This window comes from Rahnella sp. ChDrAdgB13, assembly GCF_017655185.1.
In the GTDB taxonomy this organism is placed as follows: domain Bacteria; phylum Pseudomonadota; class Gammaproteobacteria; order Enterobacterales; family Enterobacteriaceae; genus Rahnella; species Rahnella contaminans.
Window position 1 is genome coordinate 38,837 of sequence record NZ_JAEMGT010000023.1, and the last position, 20,931, is coordinate 59,767.

Annotated in this window: 15 protein-coding genes, 1 other RNA gene and 1 pseudogene; 4 read left to right on the forward strand and 13 right to left on the reverse strand. The window is 53.2% G+C overall.

Features of this window, described 5'->3' with window-relative positions; all coding sequences use genetic code 11:
* Positions 1–6: 6 nt before the first annotated feature.
* Both J8X26_RS07790 and J8X26_RS07795 read right to left on the reverse strand, forming a co-directional pair.
* Positions 7–483 carry a DUF805 domain-containing protein gene (locus J8X26_RS07790; protein WP_208950601.1) on the reverse strand — a complete coding sequence of 159 codons (477 nt, stop codon included), beginning with the start codon at positions 481–483 and terminating at the stop codon, positions 7–9.
* 92 nt (positions 484–575) lie between these two features.
* Positions 576–1,643: a LacI family DNA-binding transcriptional regulator gene (locus J8X26_RS07795; protein ID WP_208950602.1), complete on the reverse strand. Its 1,068-nt coding sequence runs from the start codon at positions 1,641–1,643 to the stop codon at positions 576–578.
* 277 nt (positions 1,644–1,920) lie between these two features.
* Between J8X26_RS07795 and J8X26_RS07800 the strand changes: the two genes are divergently transcribed.
* On the forward strand, positions 1,921–3,177 hold the full coding sequence (locus tag J8X26_RS07800; protein ID WP_208950603.1) for a maltoporin: 1,257 nt from the start codon (positions 1,921–1,923) through the stop codon (positions 3,175–3,177).
* Positions 3,178–3,521: 344 nt separating this feature from the next.
* Here J8X26_RS07800 and J8X26_RS07805 read toward each other — a convergent pair whose 3' ends face one another.
* From J8X26_RS07805 to J8X26_RS07830, 6 genes are all read right to left on the reverse strand, one after another.
* On the reverse strand, positions 3,522–3,839 hold the full coding sequence (locus J8X26_RS07805) for a glucose PTS transporter subunit EIIB (protein WP_101075845.1): 318 nt from the start codon (positions 3,837–3,839) through the stop codon (positions 3,522–3,524).
* 74 nt (positions 3,840–3,913) lie between these two features.
* A complete protein-coding gene (locus J8X26_RS07810) occupies positions 3,914–5,977 on the reverse strand; it encodes a beta-galactosidase (protein WP_208950604.1) in 2,064 nt (687 codons plus the stop codon).
* Between the two features lie 63 nt (positions 5,978–6,040).
* Positions 6,041–7,192 (reverse strand): arabinogalactan endo-beta-1,4-galactanase, encoded by a 1,152-nt coding sequence (locus J8X26_RS07815; RefSeq protein WP_374101273.1) that lies wholly within the window; start codon positions 7,190–7,192, stop codon positions 6,041–6,043.
* A 64-nt stretch (positions 7,193–7,256) separates the two neighbouring features.
* On the reverse strand, positions 7,257–8,108 hold the full coding sequence (locus tag J8X26_RS07820; protein WP_208950606.1) for a sugar ABC transporter permease: 852 nt from the start codon (positions 8,106–8,108) through the stop codon (positions 7,257–7,259).
* Between the two features lie 14 nt (positions 8,109–8,122).
* Positions 8,123–9,424, reverse strand: coding sequence for a carbohydrate ABC transporter permease (locus tag J8X26_RS07825; protein ID WP_208950649.1), 1,302 nt, complete (start codon positions 9,422–9,424; stop codon positions 8,123–8,125).
* 101 nt (positions 9,425–9,525) lie between these two features.
* Complete coding sequence (locus J8X26_RS07830; RefSeq protein WP_152326833.1) at positions 9,526–10,752, reverse strand: extracellular solute-binding protein; 1,227 nt, start codon at positions 10,750–10,752, stop codon at positions 9,526–9,528.
* A 276-nt stretch (positions 10,753–11,028) separates the two neighbouring features.
* Here J8X26_RS07830 and J8X26_RS07835 point away from each other — a divergent pair, with 276 nt between their 5' ends.
* Both J8X26_RS07835 and J8X26_RS07840 read left to right on the forward strand, forming a co-directional pair.
* On the forward strand, positions 11,029–12,132 hold the full coding sequence (locus tag J8X26_RS07835) for an ABC transporter ATP-binding protein (protein WP_208950607.1): 1,104 nt from the start codon (positions 11,029–11,031) through the stop codon (positions 12,130–12,132).
* Between the two features lie 139 nt (positions 12,133–12,271).
* Positions 12,272–13,235 (forward strand): annotated as a pseudogene (locus J8X26_RS07840) (D-2-hydroxyacid dehydrogenase family protein).
* A 64-nt stretch (positions 13,236–13,299) separates the two neighbouring features.
* Here the strand turns inward: J8X26_RS07840 and tmaR are convergent.
* On the reverse strand, positions 13,300–13,632 hold the full coding sequence (gene tmaR / locus J8X26_RS07845; protein WP_152326830.1) for a PTS system regulator TmaR: 333 nt from the start codon (positions 13,630–13,632) through the stop codon (positions 13,300–13,302).
* Between the two features lie 160 nt (positions 13,633–13,792).
* Positions 13,793–14,890 (reverse strand): FUSC family protein, encoded by a 1,098-nt coding sequence (locus tag J8X26_RS07850; RefSeq protein ID WP_152326829.1) that lies wholly within the window; start codon positions 14,888–14,890, stop codon positions 13,793–13,795.
* 227 nt (positions 14,891–15,117) lie between these two features.
* On the opposite strand from J8X26_RS07850, the gene sbcB reads away from it, so the two are divergent.
* Complete coding sequence (sbcB, locus tag J8X26_RS07855; RefSeq protein ID WP_208950608.1) at positions 15,118–16,545, forward strand: exodeoxyribonuclease I; 1,428 nt, start codon at positions 15,118–15,120, stop codon at positions 16,543–16,545.
* A 282-nt stretch (positions 16,546–16,827) separates the two neighbouring features.
* On the opposite strand, the gene J8X26_RS07860 is transcribed toward sbcB, so the two are convergent.
* The 3 genes from J8X26_RS07860 to J8X26_RS07870 form a co-directional block, all read right to left on the reverse strand.
* Positions 16,828–16,923: non-coding RNA, RtT sRNA (locus J8X26_RS07860), on the reverse strand.
* Positions 16,924–17,315: 392 nt separating this feature from the next.
* A complete protein-coding gene (locus J8X26_RS07865) occupies positions 17,316–18,692 on the reverse strand; it encodes an APC family permease (protein WP_152324105.1) in 1,377 nt (458 codons plus the stop codon).
* Positions 18,693–19,172: 480 nt separating this feature from the next.
* Entirely contained in the window at positions 19,173–20,597 is a 1,425-nt protein-coding gene (locus J8X26_RS07870) for a glutamine synthetase family protein (RefSeq protein WP_152324705.1), read from the reverse strand.
* Positions 20,598–20,931: the final 334 nt, after the last annotated feature.

Consider the following 20,931-nt stretch of genomic DNA (forward strand, 5'->3'; position numbering starts at 1 on the left):
ACAGGCTTAACGGACGATGCGGTTATCTGCTTCCGGTAACGGTTTGGATTTCACGCAGCACAGGTAAATCATCACCAGAAGCGGGATCCAGCCGAGCACGATACCCAGCGTAATTTTCATCCAGACATAGGTTTCCGGTGACGCGTATTCCATCAGGATCATGTTGAGCAAACGCGACACGATACCTGCCAGATAAACACCGCCGAACCACCAGCCGGAGCGGTTGATGTCGTGCATACGGCGGATGCCGACCGCCAGGATCGGTAATGCCAGCGCCAGGGCGTAAATAGTGTAGGCCATACCGGCATAGAACACGCCGTAAGGGTTTCCCGCCAGCGCCATCACGGTCGCCACAGTCCCCGTCAGCAAAATCATCAGCAAGATATTGACCAGCGTGAACACCCAAAACTCTTTGCGGGTCGCACGCCCTTCAAACTTCACGTACCCTTTCCAGCCCCGAACAAAACACTGCCATACGGTCATTCCGTCATATCCTTTTGTTTATCGTTTGAAATTTTTCATATCTTAAACGCTATCAAAAGCATTCTGAAATCTTTATTTACATCTGCCGGACGTCACTGGCCGCGCAGCTGTCGGGCGAGTTTATCGAGCTGATCGGCGATCTGGTTAAGGTCTTTGTCCGGCTGTCCCGGCGCGCGCGTGGAATTTCGCACGACCAGTTGCGCAGGCAAAATACGCGACGTCGTGTCAGGCTCCGTTGCCAGCAAAAGCCCGACGGCTTCTTTGCTTTGCAAATCGAGATCCAGAGAAACCGTGGTCAGCGCCGGATGGAAGAAGGCGCTGTCGTAGGTGTCGTCGTAGCCGATAATAGAAACCTGTTGCGGGATCGCCACGTTGTGCTGATGCAGCGCGCTGATCACGCCCAGCGCCATCTGGTCATTCCCTACCAGCAGGGCCGTAAACTGCGGCGTCTCCCGCAAAATCTGCAACGCGCCGTAGTAACCGCTTTTGGCACTCCAGTCGCCGTGAACCACCGTCACCGGCTGTAATCCTTTTTCGGTCAGCGTTTTCTGCCAGCTTTCCAGACGCAGACGCGAAGATACCGACTCTTCCGGCCCGGCCAGCAAGGCAAATTCCCGGTGCCCCAAATCAAGCAGATATTCCACGCTGGCGCGCGAACCGTCGGCCGGATTAAAGCAAACGTTAAACACCGGGCTGGTCGGATCCACATCCAGAAACAGGCAAAGAATGTCGCGGTTGTTCTCGTAAATGCGTTCGGCTTCGGCACTTTCCAGCGGAATGTTGATGATCACGCGCTCAACCCGCTGCGATTTCAGCTCGTTAATGGAGTCCTGAATGCTCTGATTCACGTCTTCGTCAATCATTGAAATCAGTACCTGATACCCGGCCTGGTGGGCATATTTCTTCACCGAAGCAGCAATTTGCGACGGAGCGTGCAACGCCAGCGAGGTCGTCACCAGCCCTATCGTAAAACTCTGTTTTCCCACTAACTGCTGCGCCAGCCGGTTGGGTACATAACGCAGCTCTTCAATCGCCTGCTCAACTTTCTGGCGCGTAGCGTCGGATACGTTGGCCGATTTGTTTAAAACACGCGAAACCGTCTGATAGGAAACACCGGCATAGCGGGCAACGTCTTCTAATGTCGAACTTTTCGATTTCATGCTTTTCCCGTTTTGCAGCCCGTGATTTTACGCAATCTCATGATAATCGAGCCAAAGTACGGGATCTCATTTAAAAGTTCAATCTGAGAACCGTTTGACTTAAAAGTTATACGTTAACATTCGTTAAATTCGTGATTTAAATCACCAGACGTTTATTTTAAACACACAACTTGTGGATCTAACTCACAATTCACACTGTGTTAAATTGATCATTATTGTTTCTGGGTATCTTATAGATTCCGTAAATGTGAACGTCATACATCAATAAGGAAAAATAATGAAACACAACTTACGTACTCTGGCTGTGGCGGTCTCTCTTGGGCTGGTGACAGGCCCCGCAGTGGCTAACGACATTGATTTTCATGGATATCTGCGTTCCGGATTGGGCGTTTCCGGCAGCGGCAGTCTGGAGCAGTTTCAGAAAAACAAAGTCGGTCGTCTGGGCAACGAAAATGACACTTACGGCGAAATCGAACTGGGCAGTGAAGTTTACAAAAAGGACGATGTGAGTTTTTACGTCGATTCCATGGTCAGCATGGTGTCAGACGGGTCCAACGATGACGAAAACACGCTCAATGATGATGCGCAATTTGGCCTGCGTCAGCTGAATCTGCAAATCAAAGGGCTGGTGCCGTGGGACAAAGATGCGGTGATCTGGGGCGGTAAACGTTATTACCAGCGCCATGATTTACATATCATCGATACCAAATACTGGAACATTTCCGGTGCAGGCGCCGGTGTGGAAAACCTGAAAATGGGCGAAGGCGCGCTGTCAGTGGCCTGGATCCGCGGCGATGCCAATGATGTGGATTACCGCGTAGACGGCGATAACGATGTCAATATTAACTTCATCGACGTGCGTTATGCCGGTATCAAACCCTGGAGCGGCGCGTGGATGGAAGTCGGTGCCGACTACGCCATGCCGAACCTGACGCACGATCAGAAAGACTACGGCGGCCTGTATGACGCGGAAAATGGCGTAATGCTGACCGGCGAAATCAGCCAGGACATGTGGGGCGGCTACAACAAGCTGGTTTTACAGTACGCCAACAAAGGTCTGGCGCAGAACATGATTTCCCAGGGCGGCGGCTGGTATGACATGTGGAACTACACCAACGACGCCAGCGGTTATCGCGGCATCATCACCGGTCTTATCCCGATCACCAGCAAGTTCAGCCTCAACCATGTGCTGACTTACGGCCATGCGGAAAATATCACGGATTACACCGACACTACCGAGCTGGTTTCTCTGGTTGGCCGTGCGCAATATCAGTGGACGGATTACGTGCGCACCATCGGTGAAGTCGGTACGTTCTACCAGAAAGACGATTACAAGAATGGCACCAACTATAAGCAAGGCGGGCAGAAATATACGCTGGCGATGGGTCTGGCGGCCGGTCCTGAGTTTATGTCACGCCCGGAACTGCGCGTGTTCGCCTCTTACCTGAATGATTCAGAGCACGGCAATACGTTTGAAGACCACACTAAATCCGATACGTGGAACTTTGGTGTGCAGGTAGAAGCCTGGTGGTAAATTTCCTTCGTTCCTGAAGCTGCAACTGCGTTAGCTGCGTTTGCTCACCCGAATCACTGACATCAGTCAGCTCATCGGGATTCGCTCACTTGCCGCCTTGCTGCAACTCCAATAACTTTGGAAATAGTTATAGTCGTTAATTAAAACAGTAATCCTCATTGTAATAAACGCTCAGGGTTTAACGCATTTTCTCTTGTAGGGGATCGTGACGTTTTTGTACCCGCACAGCAGCATCATTATTTAAAATAAAGCAGTAAACAATAAAGGCAGCCTTGTGTCGGGCTGCCTTTATTTATTTCAATGTTCTTCTTTTATTTAATACGCCAAATTAAAACCAGACCCGATTACTGACTTTTTAAGCCAAATTTCTCGGTCATGAGTTTCTTCAGGCTGTCGGACTGCTTACCGAATATCGCATGGACTTCCTGCCCGATGATCACCACGCCAATCGCGCCGGTCTGCTGGATAGCACCGGAATTAACCCGCCGGAGTTCTTTCACCGTAACGCGCAGTCGTGTGATACACGCATCGACGTTAATAATATTCTCGCGTCCGCCTAACGCATCAATTAATAACGCCACGTCCGTTGACGGCGGAACGTCATCTTTAGGGTTTTTATTCTTTGCGGAAAAGACATGCATGAAATCTTTAATATTAACCATAATGAATACCCTCTTTCAGAAATGAAAAAACGTGCAGAAGGGAATATTCCCCGCTGCACGTTGGTGATTAAAAATTATCGGGAGACTTTACGCGTCAGTATCTGGCAACCGAATGCCGGTAACGTTAATTTGTGCGGCAATATTCCGCCGTGAACCATATCCTGATAATCGCCCGGCAAACTGACGGTCTGGCTGTCGCTGCAATAGTTTTGCAGGAAGATGAATTCACTTTTGCCGTCGGTACGGCGTGCGGCGGTGACACCTTCCGGCAGCGTCGTGCTGATGGCGCGCGGCAGGTTCATCTCATTTGCCAGCGCGGTGAAAAAATCCGCCTGGAACTGTTGATCGTTGCGCGATGCCACATAATACGCCTGCCCTTTGCCGTACAGATTCACGGTCACCGCAGGCGTTCCGGCGTAGAAATCATCGCCGTAAGTTGCCAGCGCTGCCGCCCCTTCGAGGTGGATCACTTCGCACAATTCGGAAACCTGATACGGCCCGTTCAGCCCCAGTGCGTTGCCTTCAATACCGCAAACGCTGTTGTGCTGTTCGTCTGTCAGGCTGTCGATTTCTTCCGCCCAGATGCCCAGCACCGGACGCAATGGACCCGGGAATCCGTTGAGGAAACACAAATCCGTTTCGTTGACGATGCCGCTCCAGTAAGTGGCGACGAAGCGCCCGCCCGCCTGCACAAAGGCGCTGATCCGCTCACCGACGCCTTCGCGCACCATGTACAACATCGGGGCGATGACTAAGTCGTAACCGTCCAGTGCGCAGTCGGCGTTGATCACGTCAACCGCAATGCCCTGCGCCCACAGTGCCTGATAATGCGCGGCCACGGTGTTTTCATAATGCAATCCGGCGTTGCGCGGCCCCATCGCATCGTCCATCGCCCAGCGGCTTTCCCAGTCAAATATGATCGCAACTTTAGCTTCCACGCGGCTGCCCGCGACCGGCGCTAAGGCCGAGAGAATAGTGCCGAGTTCCGCCACTTCGCGACCGACGCGGGTATTAATGTGTCCGACGTAATCCACCACAGCGCCGTGGAATTTCTCGGAAGAACCGCGGCTTTTGCGCCACTGGAAATACTGTACCGAATCCGCACCGTGCGCGACCGCCTGTAGCGAGGACAAAATGTGCATCCCCGGTTTTTTCAGTTTGCTGGTCGGCTGCCAGTTGGTGAAGCTCGGCGTCGATTCCATCAGCACGAACGGCTGGCCTTTTTTGAGCGTGCGCATCAGGTCGTGATACATCGCGGTGTACGCCGCCAGCCCGATATCGTCTTTGCGCGTGTGCCACATCGGGTAGCTGTCCCACGAAATGAAATCCAGCACGCTGGCGAGTTTCCAGTAATCGTAGTCGTAGAAATATTCCATGAAATTAGTGGTCGCCGGTAATGCCGGGTTTTCGGCTTTCAGCGGGCGGATCTCTTCGCTGTAAAAACGCGTGACCTGATCGGTATTAAAGCGACGCCAGTCGAGATTCAGACCATGCACCCCGCTTTCGCCCTGCGGTGACGGTGATTCGATCTGTGACCAGTCGGTGTACGTGTGGCTCCAGAAGGTGCTCCACCAGGCGGTATTCAGCGCGTCGAGGGTTTCATATCGGGCTTTTACCCAGCCACGGAACCGTTCCTGACACAAATCACAATGGCATTCGCCGCCGTATTCGTTGGAAATATGCCAGCCGATCACTGCCGGATGATGCGCGTAACGTTTCGCCAGCGCCGTGTTCATCTGCTGCACTTTGTCGCGGTACACCGGCGAGGTCATGCAGTGGTTATGACGCCCGCCGTGCAGCGCTTTTACGCGGTCACGCCCGACGCGTAACACTTCCGGGTATTTTTGCGACATCCACGCCGGACGTGCGCCGCTTGGCGTGGCCAGAAACACCGAAATGCCGTTTTCGTGCAATCTGTCCAGCACCTGATCCATCCAGTCAAAGGTATAACGTCCTTCTTCGGGTTCCAGTGCAGACCAGCTGAAAATCCCGACAGACATGACATTACAGCGCGCCTCTTTCATCATTTCGACATCGCGAATCAGTACTTCCGGGCTTTGCAGCCACTGTTCCGGGTTGTAATCCGCGCCGTGTAACAGGCCGGAAATCTTACTGCTCAGAAGAGGGAATTTCGTCATGTTAGGTCCTTACGAACTTTAAGAAATAAAACTCCCCGGCCAAATTAGCCGGGGAAAAGGGGATCAGTTGAAGACTTTAATGGAAGGAAGAACCTGACCGCCGCAGCCAAACAGCGCCTGATTTTCACGGGCATTGCCCTCTTTCCAGTGGTCGTTGATGTAGGTCATGCCCGCCGGTGTTGCCCAGCCTGCGCCGTTAACCGGGATCCACGTCGGTTCCCAGTAGAACAGGCCTTTGCCGCGATGCCCGGGCACGCTCACCAGGCTTTTGATCATGTCGCTGAGGAAATCGGCCTGCCCCTGCACAGTTCCCGGATAGCCGCCATCTTTAGCTTCTTTGGCGGTGAAACTGTTCTCCGCGGCATCGCAGTTTTCAAGGGTGTAGCCGTAAGCCACTTCGACCACGATCACGTCTTTGTTGTAGCGTTTGCTGATGTCGTCCATGTTGGCCTGTAACGCAGAAATCGGGCCATTCCAGTAGGTATAAAACGACAGGCCGATAACGTCGTAAGGCACCTTGCGCTGGTTGATTTCATCGAACCACCAGCGGAAGGTGTCGTTCTTGGTGCCTTCGGCCAGATGCAGCATGATTTTGATGTCTGAAGGGTTTTTCTCGTCGGCCCTGACACCGGAGATCGCCGCATTCAGCAGCCCGGCCAGACGGTCAAATTCGCCGCCGCCCGCGCCCCAGCTTTTTCCTTCCGGCCACAAAATCCCGCCGTTCATTTCATTGCCGACCTGCACCATATCCGGCACAACGCCCTGCTGACGAAACTGCGCAATCACGTCACGGCTGTAATCATGAATGGCAGTTTTCAGCTGCGGATAATCCATTTTTTCCCAGGCTTTCGGCTTGAACTGTTTACCGGGATCGGTCCAGAAGTCGCTGTAGTGGAAATCGAGCAGGATTTTAAAACCCTGCGCTTTGGCGCGTTTCGCCAGTTCCAGCGTGGTCGCCAGGTCGTTGTTGCCGCCGCCGTACGGATGCCCCTGCGCATCCTTCGGATCCACCCACAGCCGCAGACGCACGTAGTTGAAACCGTTCTGTCTGAGGATCACCATCGCGTCGGTCTGTTTGTGGTTCTGGTCGTAGAACTTGCCGCCGTGTTTTTCCACGTCAATCAGCGTGGAAATATCCGCGCCCTTAATGAAATCCGCCGGGACATTGGCGACTTTTTTGATGACCACGTCCTGTGCCACACAGGAAAAAGACATCGCCAGCAGCACACAGGCCACGGCGCTTTTCGTGAAAATCTTCTGAGTAAAGAGAGTCATGTGATTATCCTTTGGTGCTGCCAGCGGTCAGGCCGGAGACGAAGTATTTTTGTAAGGCGAGATAGAAAATCGCCACCGGCACGGCAATCAGCACCGCGCCCGCTGCATACGTGGTGTAGCTCGCGCCCATTTTCTGTGCGACCAGGTTGTAGAGACCAATCGGCAGCGTGTATTTATCCGGCGTGCGCAAAATGGTGCTGGAGAGAATGAAATCGCCCAGCGGCCCGGTGAAGGAAAACAGCGCAATCACCGCCAGAATCGGCTTCGACAGCGGCATAATGATCTCGATAAAAATGCGGAAATTCCCCGCGCCGTCCATGCGTGCCGATTCATCCAAATCTTTCGGGATTGCGTCCAGATACCCTTTCATCAGATAGGTGTTCATCGGGATCATGCCGCCGACGTAAATCAGCACAAGCGCCAGATGGCTGTTGATCAGGCCGAGCAGTTGCGCCAGTACGAAAATGGCGATCAGCGCCGAGAACTGCGGGATCATCTGCAATAACAGAAACAGCATCAGCCCGTCTTTGCGCCCTTTAAAGCGAAAGCGTGAGAAGGAATAGGCGGTGAAGCTGACGCAAATCAGCGTCAGCACCATGGTCAGGAAACTGATTTTCATCGAGTTCCAGTACCACGCCATGTAATTCACCTGTCCGTTGAACAGATCTTTGTAATGCTGGAAGGAGAGGTTCTGCGGAATAATCGACGTGCTGAGCAGACTGTTCCCGGCATTCAGCGACGCGCCGACGGTCCAGATCAGGGGATAAATAATAATGACCGCCACAATCAGTAACAGGAAATAACTCAGCGACAGGCGGATAAACCGGTTTCTTTTAATACTGCTGTTCTTATCCATCAGTTTGCTCCCGCTTACGCCATATCATCTTGTTTAAATGAATTGGTTGAACGGAATTGCCACAGCGCAATACCGACAACAAATATCGACAGCAAAATCGTAATGGTCGCGGCAATCGCATATTGCGAGGAAGACATGGTGAGTTTATAAATCCACGACACCAGAATATCCGTTCCGCCTGCATTCGATCCCGCTACGGCCGGGCCGCCGTTATTAAACAGATAGATAATATTGAAGTTATTAAAGTTGAAGGTGTATTGCGTGATAATAATTGGCGCAATGGAATACAATACCAGCGGCAGCGTAATGGTTTTTAATTTCTTCCAGGTGCTGGCTCCGTCCATCGTGGCGGCTTCGTACAGGTCGTTAGGGATCGCCTGTAATACGCCGGTGGTCATCGCAAAGACAAACGGGAAACCGAGCCAGGTCTGCATCATGATCAGAGCCGTTTTGGTCCAGAACGGATCGGTCATCCACGCTTTAGGTTCAATGCCTAACGCCGCCAGTATCCCGTTGTTAATCACGCCAAACGAGTCGTTGAACATCCCGGCGAAGACCAGAATGGTAACGAAGCCCGGCACCGCCCACGGCAGGATAAGCACCGTGCGGATAAGCGCCTTGAAGCGCAGATCTTTCTGGTTCACCAGAATCGCCAGCATCACGCCGACGGTGCATTGCAGCGTGGTCGCCAGCACGGTCCAGACGACGGTCCACTGTAAGACATCGAGTAACGTCGAACGCCAGATATTGAGCGTGAAGATATTAATAAAGTTTTTGAATCCCACCCAGTCAACTAATTTAGCCGGCGGCGTGTGATATAAATTGTAATTAGTAAAGGCAATGGAGAAGCCGAAGATAATCGGGAACACCACCACGAAGACCAGCAGAATAAAACCGGGCGTAATCATTAAATACGGGAAACCTTCGCGCAGGAGCAAATGATATTGCTTTCTGACGCTGGGTAATTCCATGCCCGGATCGCGGCGTTTTCCGTTAATCCACGCATCACGCAGGCTCCAGTAATAAAAGCCTGCGCCAAACGCACCAATTAATACGCTGATAATTCCTTTCGCCAGCAGGAATATCGAGTTATCGCGAGGAACTTCTTCCCCCAGCGTATAAAGCCCCCACATTCCCTGTTGCAGGAAATCATAAAAAACACCAACGAAACAAAACAGAATGATAAAAAACAGAATTCCCTTGGCCCATTGCCCGTTATAGAACTGACCAAAACCGGGAATGAATGCCAAAGCCAGTGCCACCGGCGCGTGATGGCGGGCAGACAGTGGCTCCTGGTTTTCCTCATGAAGACGCATAGACACAAAGATATTCCTTTCACTGTGAGGGAGTGAAATCACTCCCTCTTTTCAGACGTACAGCCGTTTCAGATGCGGTTGCCGATGCTGTTACCCGCAGATCACTCGTTGCTGGCTTTCGCGGCTTCAATCTGCATCTGGATATTTTTCACGGCGTCATTGAGCGCTGCGTCCACCGGCTGTTTGCCGGTTACGCCCAGCTGGATCCCGTTGTTCGCCGGACCCCAGACTTCCTGCATTTCAGGTACGCCGGGCATCGCTGTGGCGCGGGTTGACTGCTCGGCTACCGCATTGGCTTTCTCGTCATTTTTGATCATCGGGTCATTCACCAGCGCCGTCAGTGCCGGAATTTCCTTGGTCACTTCGTAGCGCACCTTGGCGTATTTCGGCTGGTTGATGAAGGTGATGAATTTTTCGGCCAGCGGTTTTTGTTTGCTGTAGGTCGATACCGCATAACCTTTAACGCCCAGGAATGAGCTCATCGGTTTGCCGTTCGGCAACAGCGGCAGCGCTTTCACGCCGTAGTTGATGCCAGCGGCTTCATAAGGCTGGAACGCCCACGGGCCGGTGATCACGGCGGCGGCTTTCTTCTCAGTAAACAGCGAGTCGATGGCATTCAGGCCGTTGTCGCCGGTGATCCCCGCCGGGAATAAACCGTCGGCATAGAATTTCTTCAGGTACGTGACGGCTTCAATGCTGCCCGGTTTGTTCAGGCCGATATCGTCGACGTTGATCTCCCCTTTGGCATCTTTACCGAAGATGTAGCCGCCCATGGAAGCCATCGCGCCGTAGGCGTAATAGACTTCGTCAAATTTGGCGAGCAGGCCGTATTTGCCCTTCGCCCTTTCCGCTTTCGAGAAGGTGTAATACTCGTCGAGCGTCGCCGGGGCTTCGGGCAGCAAATCTTTGTTGTATATCAGCACCAGCGTTTCAACGGCTTTCGGCACGCCGTAGGTGTGGCCCTTGAGCTGGAACGCGTGAATAGCCGACGGCGTAAAGCTGTCGGTGAACCCTTTCTCGAGCGTCAGCGGTGCCAGCAACCCCTGTACCACGGCGGTGCCGAGCTGGTCGTTCGGGATCACAACCACGTCGGGGCCGATGCCCGCCGGGCCGTCGAGACGCAGTTTTTCAGTCTGTTGTGCATACGGCGTTTCCTGCACCACAACTTTGACGTTGTTCTCTTTTTCAAAGTCTTTTACAGCATCGGAAATACCGGAGGATTTCTTAATATCTTCCCAGACAAGTAGCTGTCCTTCGGCTGCCCGCACGGCCTGGCTGCTCAGACTTAATGACATCAGTACCAAGGCAGTAAGGTGTGTAATTTTCATTGTTGCTCCTGGATGTGAAGGTATAACATTTTTGTGTGTATAACAACGACACCCAATCAACACCCAGCGATAGGAACCCTACAAATGCTGAATACAAAGTGATTAATGCCGTCATAAATATCGTGTTATACGTTAGACTTATAACCCGAAAATCACTACCAAAAGATGTGTATTGTGTGATCGCAACTGCAAAATTCGAACCCGCTCGTGCAAACGTTTACACAAGGTGGTTATAGTCCGAAATATCAGCGGTATGAATTTATTACGAGGTCAAACATGTCCAGCATCAGGCTTAAAAATGTGGTTAAGCGTTTCGATAAAACGGTGACGTTGCATGGCATCAATATTGATATAGAAGACGGCGAATTTACGGTGTTCGTCGGACCATCCGGCTGCGGAAAATCCACATTGCTGCGCATGATTGCCGGGCTGGAAGATATAACGGAAGGTGATGTGTATATCGGCGAGCAGCGTGTGAATGACGTCGACCCGTCGCGCCGCGGCGTGGCGATGGTGTTTCAGTCTTACGCGCTCTATCCGCATATGACGATTGCCGAGAACATGGGTTACGGCCTGAAAGTGAACGGGGTGCCTAAAGACGAAATCCGCCATCAGGTGGAGATGGTCGCCAAAACGTTACAGCTTTCCCATCTGCTGGACAGAAAGCCGAAGCAGCTTTCCGGTGGCCAGCGCCAGCGCACTGCCATTGGCCGCGCAATTGTGCGTAATCCGCAGGTCTTTATGTTCGATGAGCCGCTTTCCAATCTGGATGCCGAACTGCGCGTGGATATGCGTCTGCACATTTCCAAACTGCATCAGGAACTGAAAACCACCATGGTTTATGTGACGCACGATCAGACCGAAGCCATGACGCTGGCCGATAAAATCGTGGTGATGAACTACGGCAAAGTCGAGCAAACGGGCGCACCGATGGATTTGTATTACAACCCGGTGAATCAGTTTGTGGCCGGTTTTATCGGGTCGCCGAAAATGAATTTCCTGCCTGCCGAAGTGTTGAGCTGGCAGCCCGACCGGCTTGAAGTGCGCCTGACGCCGGAGAAAACCCTGACGCTGGCGCTGAGTACCCGCGAGCTGGCGGCGGGTGACAAAGTGACGCTGGGCATTCGCCCGGAACATCTGCTTTCCCATGAAACCGAAAATCAGCTGGAATTTAACTGCGAGGTGGTTGAGCGTCTGGGCAACAGCACCTATCTGTTCGGCCAGTGTTATGGCATCGACGGGTTTAAAATGCTGCTGCCGGGCGATATGGCCTTTAATCCGTATCAGAGCCTGACAACCTGGTTCGACGCCCAACGCTGCATGGTATTTGGTGAAGACGGCCTGCGCATCAGTGCCGCCAGCCTTTCACATCTGCATTAATGCCATTATCAATAACCGCCCTTCGCCGGGCGGGTATTCCTGCTAAGACTCTGTTGCAAAAGAACCGGCGCCCTGCTTCACCTCCGCGTAAATTCAGTGCTATACCTCTTTATCTCTTTTTTACAGATGAGGAAGTTCCATGCCCATGCAATGCCTGATCCTGGATGATTATCAAAATGTCGCACTGTCTCTGGCCGGCTGGCAGGCAGGCACTCGCGCCGCAGGTGGAATGCCGCGCGCTGACGGTGCATATCAGTGATGAAGACCAGCTGGTCGCGCAGTTACAGGACGCAGAGATTGTGGTGATCATGCGCGAACGCACGCCATTCAGCGCAGCGCTATTTTCCCGTCTGCCAAAGCTACGACTGCTGGTCACCTCGGGAATGCGCAACGCGTCGGTCGATCTGGCCGCCGCCCGTGAAAATGGCGTGACGGTTTGCGGCACGGGCAGCGGTTCGACGGCGCCGGTTGAGCTGACCTGGGCGCTGATCCTCGGGCTTGCACGGCATCTGGTGACGGAAAATAACGCACTGCGCCACAACGGGCCGTGGCAAAGCACGGTCGGCACCGGGTTGAGCGGCAAACGTCTCGGCCTGCTGGGATTGGGTAAAATCGGGCAGAAAGTAGCGCTGATTGCGCAGGCATTCGGGATGGTAGTCAGCGCCTGGAGCCAGAACCTGACTGCCGAACGCGCCGCTGAGCATGGCGTGGAACTGGCGGCATCGAAAGAAGCCTTGCTGAAAACCAGCGATGTGGTGTCAGTGCATCTGGTCCTGAGTGAGCGCACGCACGGGCTGCTCGGCGCACCGGAACTGGCGCTGATGAAACCCGACGCATTGCTGATCAATACCTCGCGCGCCGCGATTGTCGATCAGCCTGCCCTGCTGCACGCCCTGCAAACCAGGCAGATTGCCGGTGCCGGGCTGGACGTTTTCGAAACAGAACCGCTGCCGCCTGGCGATCCTTTCAGAGTGCTGCCCAACGTGCTGGCGACGCCACATCTGGGCTACGTTTCCGACGGCAACTATCAGGCATATTTCCGTGAAGCCGTCGAAGACATCCAGGCATTTCTCGCCGGAAACCCGGTGCGGACGCTGAGCTAATCCGGATTTCAGGCAAAAAAAAACCGGGCATAAACCCGGTTTTTCTCTTTAAGCGGCAGCGAAATTATTTGGTTTCGTTGGCTTTGATTTCGCCCAGTGCTTTCAGCTTTTTGGACATTTCACGACGTTCTTTCGACAGGTCAGCATTTCGGATGATGTAGTCATCAACGCGATCTTCATAGTCGCCGCGCATGTTAGCAATGATCGCCTGAATTTCTTCGATGCTCATGCCTGGTTTGATGTAATCACTCAGGTTGTCGAGCAGCAGAACGCGTTTCTGGTTGTCACGGATTTTCTTTTCGTTATCAGCGATTTCGCGTTGTAATTTGTTTTTACGACGGAAAACACGCACAAACTCCAGAACGTCCTGGAAACTCGGCTTATTGATATTGTCCATTTTAACACCTTCGATTAAGTTACACAGATTCAGTGACTGATTTGCCGCAACCCGATTTGACGCTACAGGAATAGCTAGCGTAGCAAAAATCGGGCAGTACGCTCAGATAATCGTCCAATGGCCCCATCTTACCCGTTTTAGGCCACAGACAAAAATCCCTTCATGCTTTCGTTGTTTTACCGCTGATATTTTGAGCTTCTTCTTTTTGCATCACCATGGTGATCAGGTCGCCCATTGAGCGCAACTGCTCCGCCACCTGCGTGCTCAGCCAGACGTAACCGTAGACCTGTGCTTCCAGGTGATTCGCGGCATTCATCTCGGTAAGCAGCGCTTTCAGCTCTTCAGCAGATTCATTCAGCTCATGGCTGATTGCCACTTCATCGCCCCGCGTGCCGTTGAGCAACATCAGGCTGAGTTTCTCCAGCGTGCTGAGCATCAGCAATTGCGCGCTGCGCAGCGTGCGGGCATTGAGCATCAGATAATGGCTTTCGCGCGAACTCCAGTAAGCATCGGCCAGCAGTTCCAGCGTACACAACAGGTTACGGCTGAGCGTCTGGATGGCGTCAAACGCCTCGCGCGGCACATGAGATTCTTTGCTGGCGGGCGCAAACAGCGAACGCATTTTCACCATCTGGCTCATGGTACTTTTCATTTTGCCGTGCAGATGCGGACGTTCCAGCATGTTCGGCGACAGCCACGCGCTGTAGAGTTTATTGAGCGACATCAGATAATCGGCCATCTGCATGCGCCAGTGAATAAACGCGCGCTGCGGATAAATGCTGGCAAACAGCAGAGCCAGCAGGGAACCGAAAATCACGTCTCCGGAACGCCACAGCGCCATCTCCATGTCGCCCGGCCCTGCGCCGCACACCACCGCCAGCGTGATGCCGATCAGCAGCGCCATGTAGGGCCGTTTGCCGAGCGTCAGATATCCGCTGACAAACATGACAACGCCGCACCAGACCAGCATCACCGGCAGCGAATACAGCTCAAGCCACAGCGCGATAAGGCCGGAAACGGAGCCAAGTACTGTACCGGTAATGCGTTCCAGCACGCGCTGAACTACATTTCCCCAGAACGAAATCGGCCCCATGACCACCACCAGCGTGATCAGCGGCCAGGTGCCTTCAGGGATTTCAGTCAGACGGACGATCAGGAATGTCAGAATAAACGCCACCGCGATGCGCAGCGCATGAGTAATACGGTAGTTACGGTAAATGACGTTATCCAGCGGAGAAATTTTCTTGTCGAGGCGCACGTTTAGCCTGCCGTAAGGCGAAAATTCAAAGAAGGCGTTAAGTCTAGCTGAGTTACCTGAGGTGATCACCCTGCTTTAGTCAGGGTTTTGGCGGATTGATGCTGAATTTTACGACGTTTTGGACGTTATCCCGCAGCACCACGGATTTTGACATGACTTCACTGCGCCGGATGGTATCCTAGTCAACGTTTCGCCCCTATTTCCGCACTGATAAGGTTATCTTCGTAATGTCAGACAAGCCGCAAAAAACCTTCTACTTTCACGATTACGAGACATTCGGTAAAAATCCGGCGCTGGACCGCCCGGCGCAGTTTGCCGGGGTGAGAACTGACGAAGATTTCAATATCATTGAAGAACCGTTAGTGATTTATTGCCGCCCTTCTGATGATTATCTGCCAGAACCGGAAGCGGTGATGATCACCGGAATTACTCCGCAAATTGCGCTGGAACGTGGCGTGATTGAAGCCGAGTTTACTGCGCAAATCCACAAAGCGTTTAGCGTGCCGGGCACCTGCATTGTGGGCTACAACAACATCCGTTTCGACGACGAAGTCAGCCGTAATATCCTTTATCGCAACTTTTATGACCCGTACGCCTACAGCTGGCAGAACGGTAATTCCCGCTGGGATTTGCTGGATGTGATGCGCGCCTGTTACGCGCTGCGCCCTGAAGGCATCAACTGGCCGGAAAACGACGACGGTTTCCCGAGTTTTCGTCTTGAACATCTGACCAAAGCCAACGGCATTGAACATGAAAATGCCCACGACGCGATGGCCGATGTTTACGCCACGATTGCGATGGCAAAACTGGTGAAACAGGCGCAACCGCGTCTGTTCAGCTTCCTGCTTGAGCACCGCAGCAAGCACAAACTCAATACGCTGATTGATATTCCGGCGATGGCGCCGCTGGTGCATGTCTCCGGCATGTTTGGTGCTGCGCGCGGTAATACCGCGTGGGTCGCGCCGCTGGCCTGGCATCCAGAAAACAAAAACGCCGTGATCATGTGCGATCTGGCAGGCGATATGTCCACGCTGTTAGATCTCGACCCCGACCAGATGCGCGAGCGCTTGTACAGCCGCCGCGACAGTTTGCAGGCCGGGCAATCTCCGCTGCCGATCAAACTGGTTCACATCAATAAATGTCCGGTGCTGGCTCCGGCCAAAACGCTGTTACCGGAAAACGCCGAACGTCTGGGCATTGATCGTCAGCGTTGTCTTGAGAATTTACAGTTACTTCGCCAGAACCCGCAGGTGCGTGAAAAAGTGGTGACGATGTTTGCCGAAGCCGAGCCCTTTACGCCCTCAGAAGATGTGGATGCCCGTTTGTACGATGGCTTCTTCAGCGATGCGGATCGCGCCGCAATGCGAATTATCCTGGAGACACGCCCGGAAAACCTTCCGGCGCTGGATCTGACGTTTAATGATTCGCGCATCGAACCGCTGTTGTTCCGTTTCCGCGCACGCAATTACCCCGCAACGCTGACCGATGCCGAGCAAAAGCGCTGGCTCTTGCATCGTCAGACGAAACTCACTGACGAGCGTTTCCAGAATTATGCGTTAGAGCTTGAGGCGCTCTATAACTTGCATGAGGGGGATTCGGAGAAGATCGCATTGCTCGGAGCGCTGTTTGAATATGGGAAGAAACTGGTGGGTTAATTTTTGGGGATTCCCCAAAGGCCCCTTCTGGAATAGTGAAAGTTTCGGTTTTTCAAAAGCAGTGAGTACCCGTCGTTAAAAACTGACCGGGTACATTTCGGTTTCTCACGTGCAGTGATCACTTATTTCGTTGCGCCGAAACCGCCCAAAGGAGGGAAGTGCTTTCACTCCTTTGGATTCCTCCCCGCTTTTTTACTGCGCGCTATCGCTGGCACGACGGACATATCCTGTGGCAATAGTGAATGGCGCAAAATGTCATCGCTACGCGATTCCCGAACTTCAGGATTACTCGGCCTACGGCCTCGCCCTTCGGGCCGTCACTTCGTGACGTTGTCTCCCTCCGCTCGGCTCGAGCCTCTGGTCTCGAACCGTTCATTCGGTGCCATTTTTGATCGCGCCAATCAACATTTCTAAAAGATAAAGAAACGTTTGCCTGTGATTTTAAGATCGTCCGGGCGGTTCAGAAATCTTGCTGAAGGAGCGGCTTCGAGACCTTTGGCTCGAAGACCGGGAGAAGGTACCGCGCAGCGGCAAGATTTCCAGCCTGTCGCAATAGCACCTGAAACATAGTAACAAGCAAAGCGCGCAGTGAAAAAAGCGAGGAGAGTCGAGAGAGGAAAAGCATTTTCCTCTCTCGTCGGTTTCGGCGCGAAACGTTAAATAATCACCGTTCGTGAGAAACCGAAATATTCTCAATCAGATTTGAAAAGTCGCCATTGCAGCGGCCTTTCTGCAAAGAAAGTTTCCTGCCCTTTTCAAAGGGCTATAAATCACGCCTCCGGCGCTATCTCCCCGCTCATCTGCGGTGGCTGTTTCCTGAACGCATTGGTGATGAACGCCAGATACCCCAGACCAATCGCGCCCCAGACTAAGCCCAGCGTCATTGAACTTGCTTCCAGATTCAGCCACAACGCCCCCACAGTCAGCGCCCCAATTACCGGCAGGATCAGGTAGTTGACGTGGTCTTTCAGCGTGCGGTTACGCTTCTCACGGATATAGAACTGGGAAATCACCGACAGGTTCACGAAGGTGAAGGCCACCAGCGCACCGAAGTTAATCAGCGCCGTGGCGGTCACCAGATCAAAGGTCACGGCAGACATCGCCACAACACCGACCAGCAGAACGTTGAACGTCGGGGTACGCCATTTCGGATGCACGTAACCGAACACTTTCTCCGGGAATACGCCGTCACGGCCCATCACGTACAGCAGACGGGAAACGCCCGCGTGCGCGGCCATGCCAGATGCCAGAACGGTGACGCAGCTAAAGCACAGGATGACGGACTGGAAGAATTTACCCGCCACGTACAGCATGATTTCAGGTTGTGACGCGTCGGGATCTTTAAAGCGCGAGATGTCCGGAAAATAAAGCTGCAGGAAGTAAGACACCACAACGAAGATGATGCCGCCAATCAGTGCAGTCAGGAAAATCGCTTTCGGGATGACTTTACCCGCGTTCGGTGTTTCTTCAGACAACGAGCTGATGCCGTCGAAGCCCAGGAACGAGAAGCACAGAATTGTCGCACCGGTGATCATCGGCACCACGTGCGCATTCTCACTGAAGAATGGCTTGGTAGTCGCCAGCGTGCCCATGCCCTCGCCCATGTAAACGCCACGGACCAGCAGCCCCAGGAACACCACCATGATTGCCACCTGCACGACAACAATGATGCTGTTGAGGTTAGCCACCACTTTGATTCCACGCAGGTTGAACGCGGTCATCATCGCGACCAGTGCAGTCACGAAAATCCACGACGGCACGCCCGGGAAGATGGCTTCCAGGTAAATTTTCGCCAGCAGGATGTTGATCATCGGCATGAACAGGTAGTCCAGCAATGATGACCAGCCGACCATAAAGCCGACGTGCGGGCTGATGGCTTTTTGCGCGTAAGTGTAAGCAGAACCGGCAGACGGGAAACGCTGCACCAGTTTGCCGTAGCTCACGGCGGTAAACAGCACGGCGATCAGCGCAAAGATGTACGCCGTCGCGACGTGACCATCGGTCAGGCCGGACACAATGCCGAACGTATCGAAAATGGTCATCGGTTGCAGATAGGCCAGACCCATCATCACAACCTGAACCAGCGTCAGGGTTTTACGCAGTTGTACGCGCTGAGTCGCCGGAGCGGCAGAAGTATTAGCAGACATGGCTCAGTCCTCCCTGAATTGCAGACACCGGGCGTTTAAACGCCTCTGAAAGCAACGTACAGGGAAAACTTCGTGAGTTATTACCAGTAAACGGGGGGTAGATCTTCACATCGCTGATGACGGAGGTGAAGGCTGTGCGAATGTGGCCGCAGCTGAAAGAAGCACCGGCGGGCACCGGTACAGGTTTGAAGTATTGCCCCATGTTACATTTCCTCATAGTGGCGACCGTTGTTAATTTGGGGTCGCACACGAACCTTGTTATCTATCCGGATCTGGGTCCGGCCTCTGTTGAATTAGTTTGGGTACTGCACATACAAAAAAAATAACCGGCGCCTTTAAGCGTCGGTTATCTGCAGTGCTGCGTATTTTGCACAAATCACGCATAAATGACAACATTCAGAGGTGGTGAGTTACAAAATCTTTTCCGATTTTAAACATCTTGCCCGGCCAGCGCCGGTGCAACGCCAGAGATGATGAGGATCAGGCGTTTTTAAGCATCCAGTCGATCTCTGTTTCTGTCACGCGCCGTTCGAACTGCAACAGTTCGTCAGATTTACAGGCGTGATAGACCTGCGAGAAACGTTCGCCGAGGATTTTCTTCAGCGCTGGCTGATCATCAAAATCATACAACGCGTCGCTCTGGCGGATTGGCAGCGGGATCCCTTCCTGCTCCAGACCGTTTCCCGTTACCGGTTCAGGCAGCGGCAAATCGTTATCCAGCCCGTAAAGCATCCCGGCCAGCACGGTGGCGACCACCAAATACGGGTTAGCATCGGCACCGGCCACGCGGTATTCCACACGGTGATCGGCGGTTCCGCTGCACGGCACGCGCAGTGCGACGGTGCGGTTATTGTGCCCCCACGACGCCTGCGTCGGAACATACATGCCCGGCTGGAAGCGGCGGAAAGCGTTCACGTTGGGCGCTAAAACGGCCATCGACGCGGGCATCAGGGCAATCATCCCGGCGAGCGAACGTTGCATCAGCGCGGAATCTTTACCGTTCGCGTCGGCGAACAGATTTTTGCCGTTGTCATCGAGCACGCTGAGATGGATGTGCATCCCGCTGCCCGCATATTCGTCATACGGTTTCGCCATAAAAGTGGCGTCCATTTCATGATTTTCCGCCACCAGCCGCACCAGACGTTTAAGCATCAGGGCATGGTCACAGGCGCGCAGAATATTTTCGCTGTGGTGCAGATTGATTTCGAATTGTCCCGGAGAGGACTCCGCCACCGCGCCATCCGCCGGTAAACCCTGGATGTGCGCCAGACGGTCAATATCACTGAGCACATCGGCAAAGTGATCAAGATTATCGACGGAATAAACCTGCGTATGCAGGCTACGTTCCTGCGTGCCGGGCGTACACGGCGGCTGAATATAGCCTTCCGCGTCCCGCTGCCTGTCGAGCAGATAGAACTCCAGCTCTACCGCTACCACCGGGAATAAGCCCCGCTGGCGCAATGTTTGCCAGATATGGTTCAGCACATTGCGTGGTTCAACGTTAAAGGGAGTGCCATCTTCGTCAAGCATGGTGAGAAGCAGCTGGCCGATGTGTTCGGGGTCAGAAGCCGAAGGCGTTAACGTGCCGGGAACGGGAATACAGGTGCGGTCGGGTTCGCCCAGTTCCTGGCCTAAACCGGCGTCTTCCACAACATTACCGAGAATGTCCATGGCGAAGACCGATGCCGGGAAATAACAGCCTTTTTCGAGTTTGCGCAGGGCGGAGACAGGAATGCGTTTGCCGCGGAAGGAACCATTGAGATCGGTGAGCAGGACGTCGACGTGCAGGGTAAGCGGGTGACGCTCCAGGTATTGAGATACTTCATCCTGGAACGCGCTACTTCGCTCTTCCACCGGCTTAGCAAGGGGCTCATTCTCGCTAATCTCTTTCTTAATATCGTTCATCAGTTCAGTCGTTTGCATAGGTTTTCCGCCATTTGCTGGTTTCCGGCGTCAATGGCACCACCATGATGCCTGCCGGTTATGCGTTACCGTTTCATTGTGCTGTTCAACGCAGTCTTCTCATTAGTCGGGATCCTCACGGGGTGCTCAAAATATAGGCCATATGATTAACCCTAGCTGTAACATTAATTATTTGCAACACCTACAATCACGCAACATATCAGTTTGAAAAGCCATCAGTGCGCTGCTAAATTGTTCAACAGGAGTTCATTATTATTGACAGATAACGACCCTTTGCGTGCGGGGAGGCACGCGCTGGCGACACATTCATCAACTC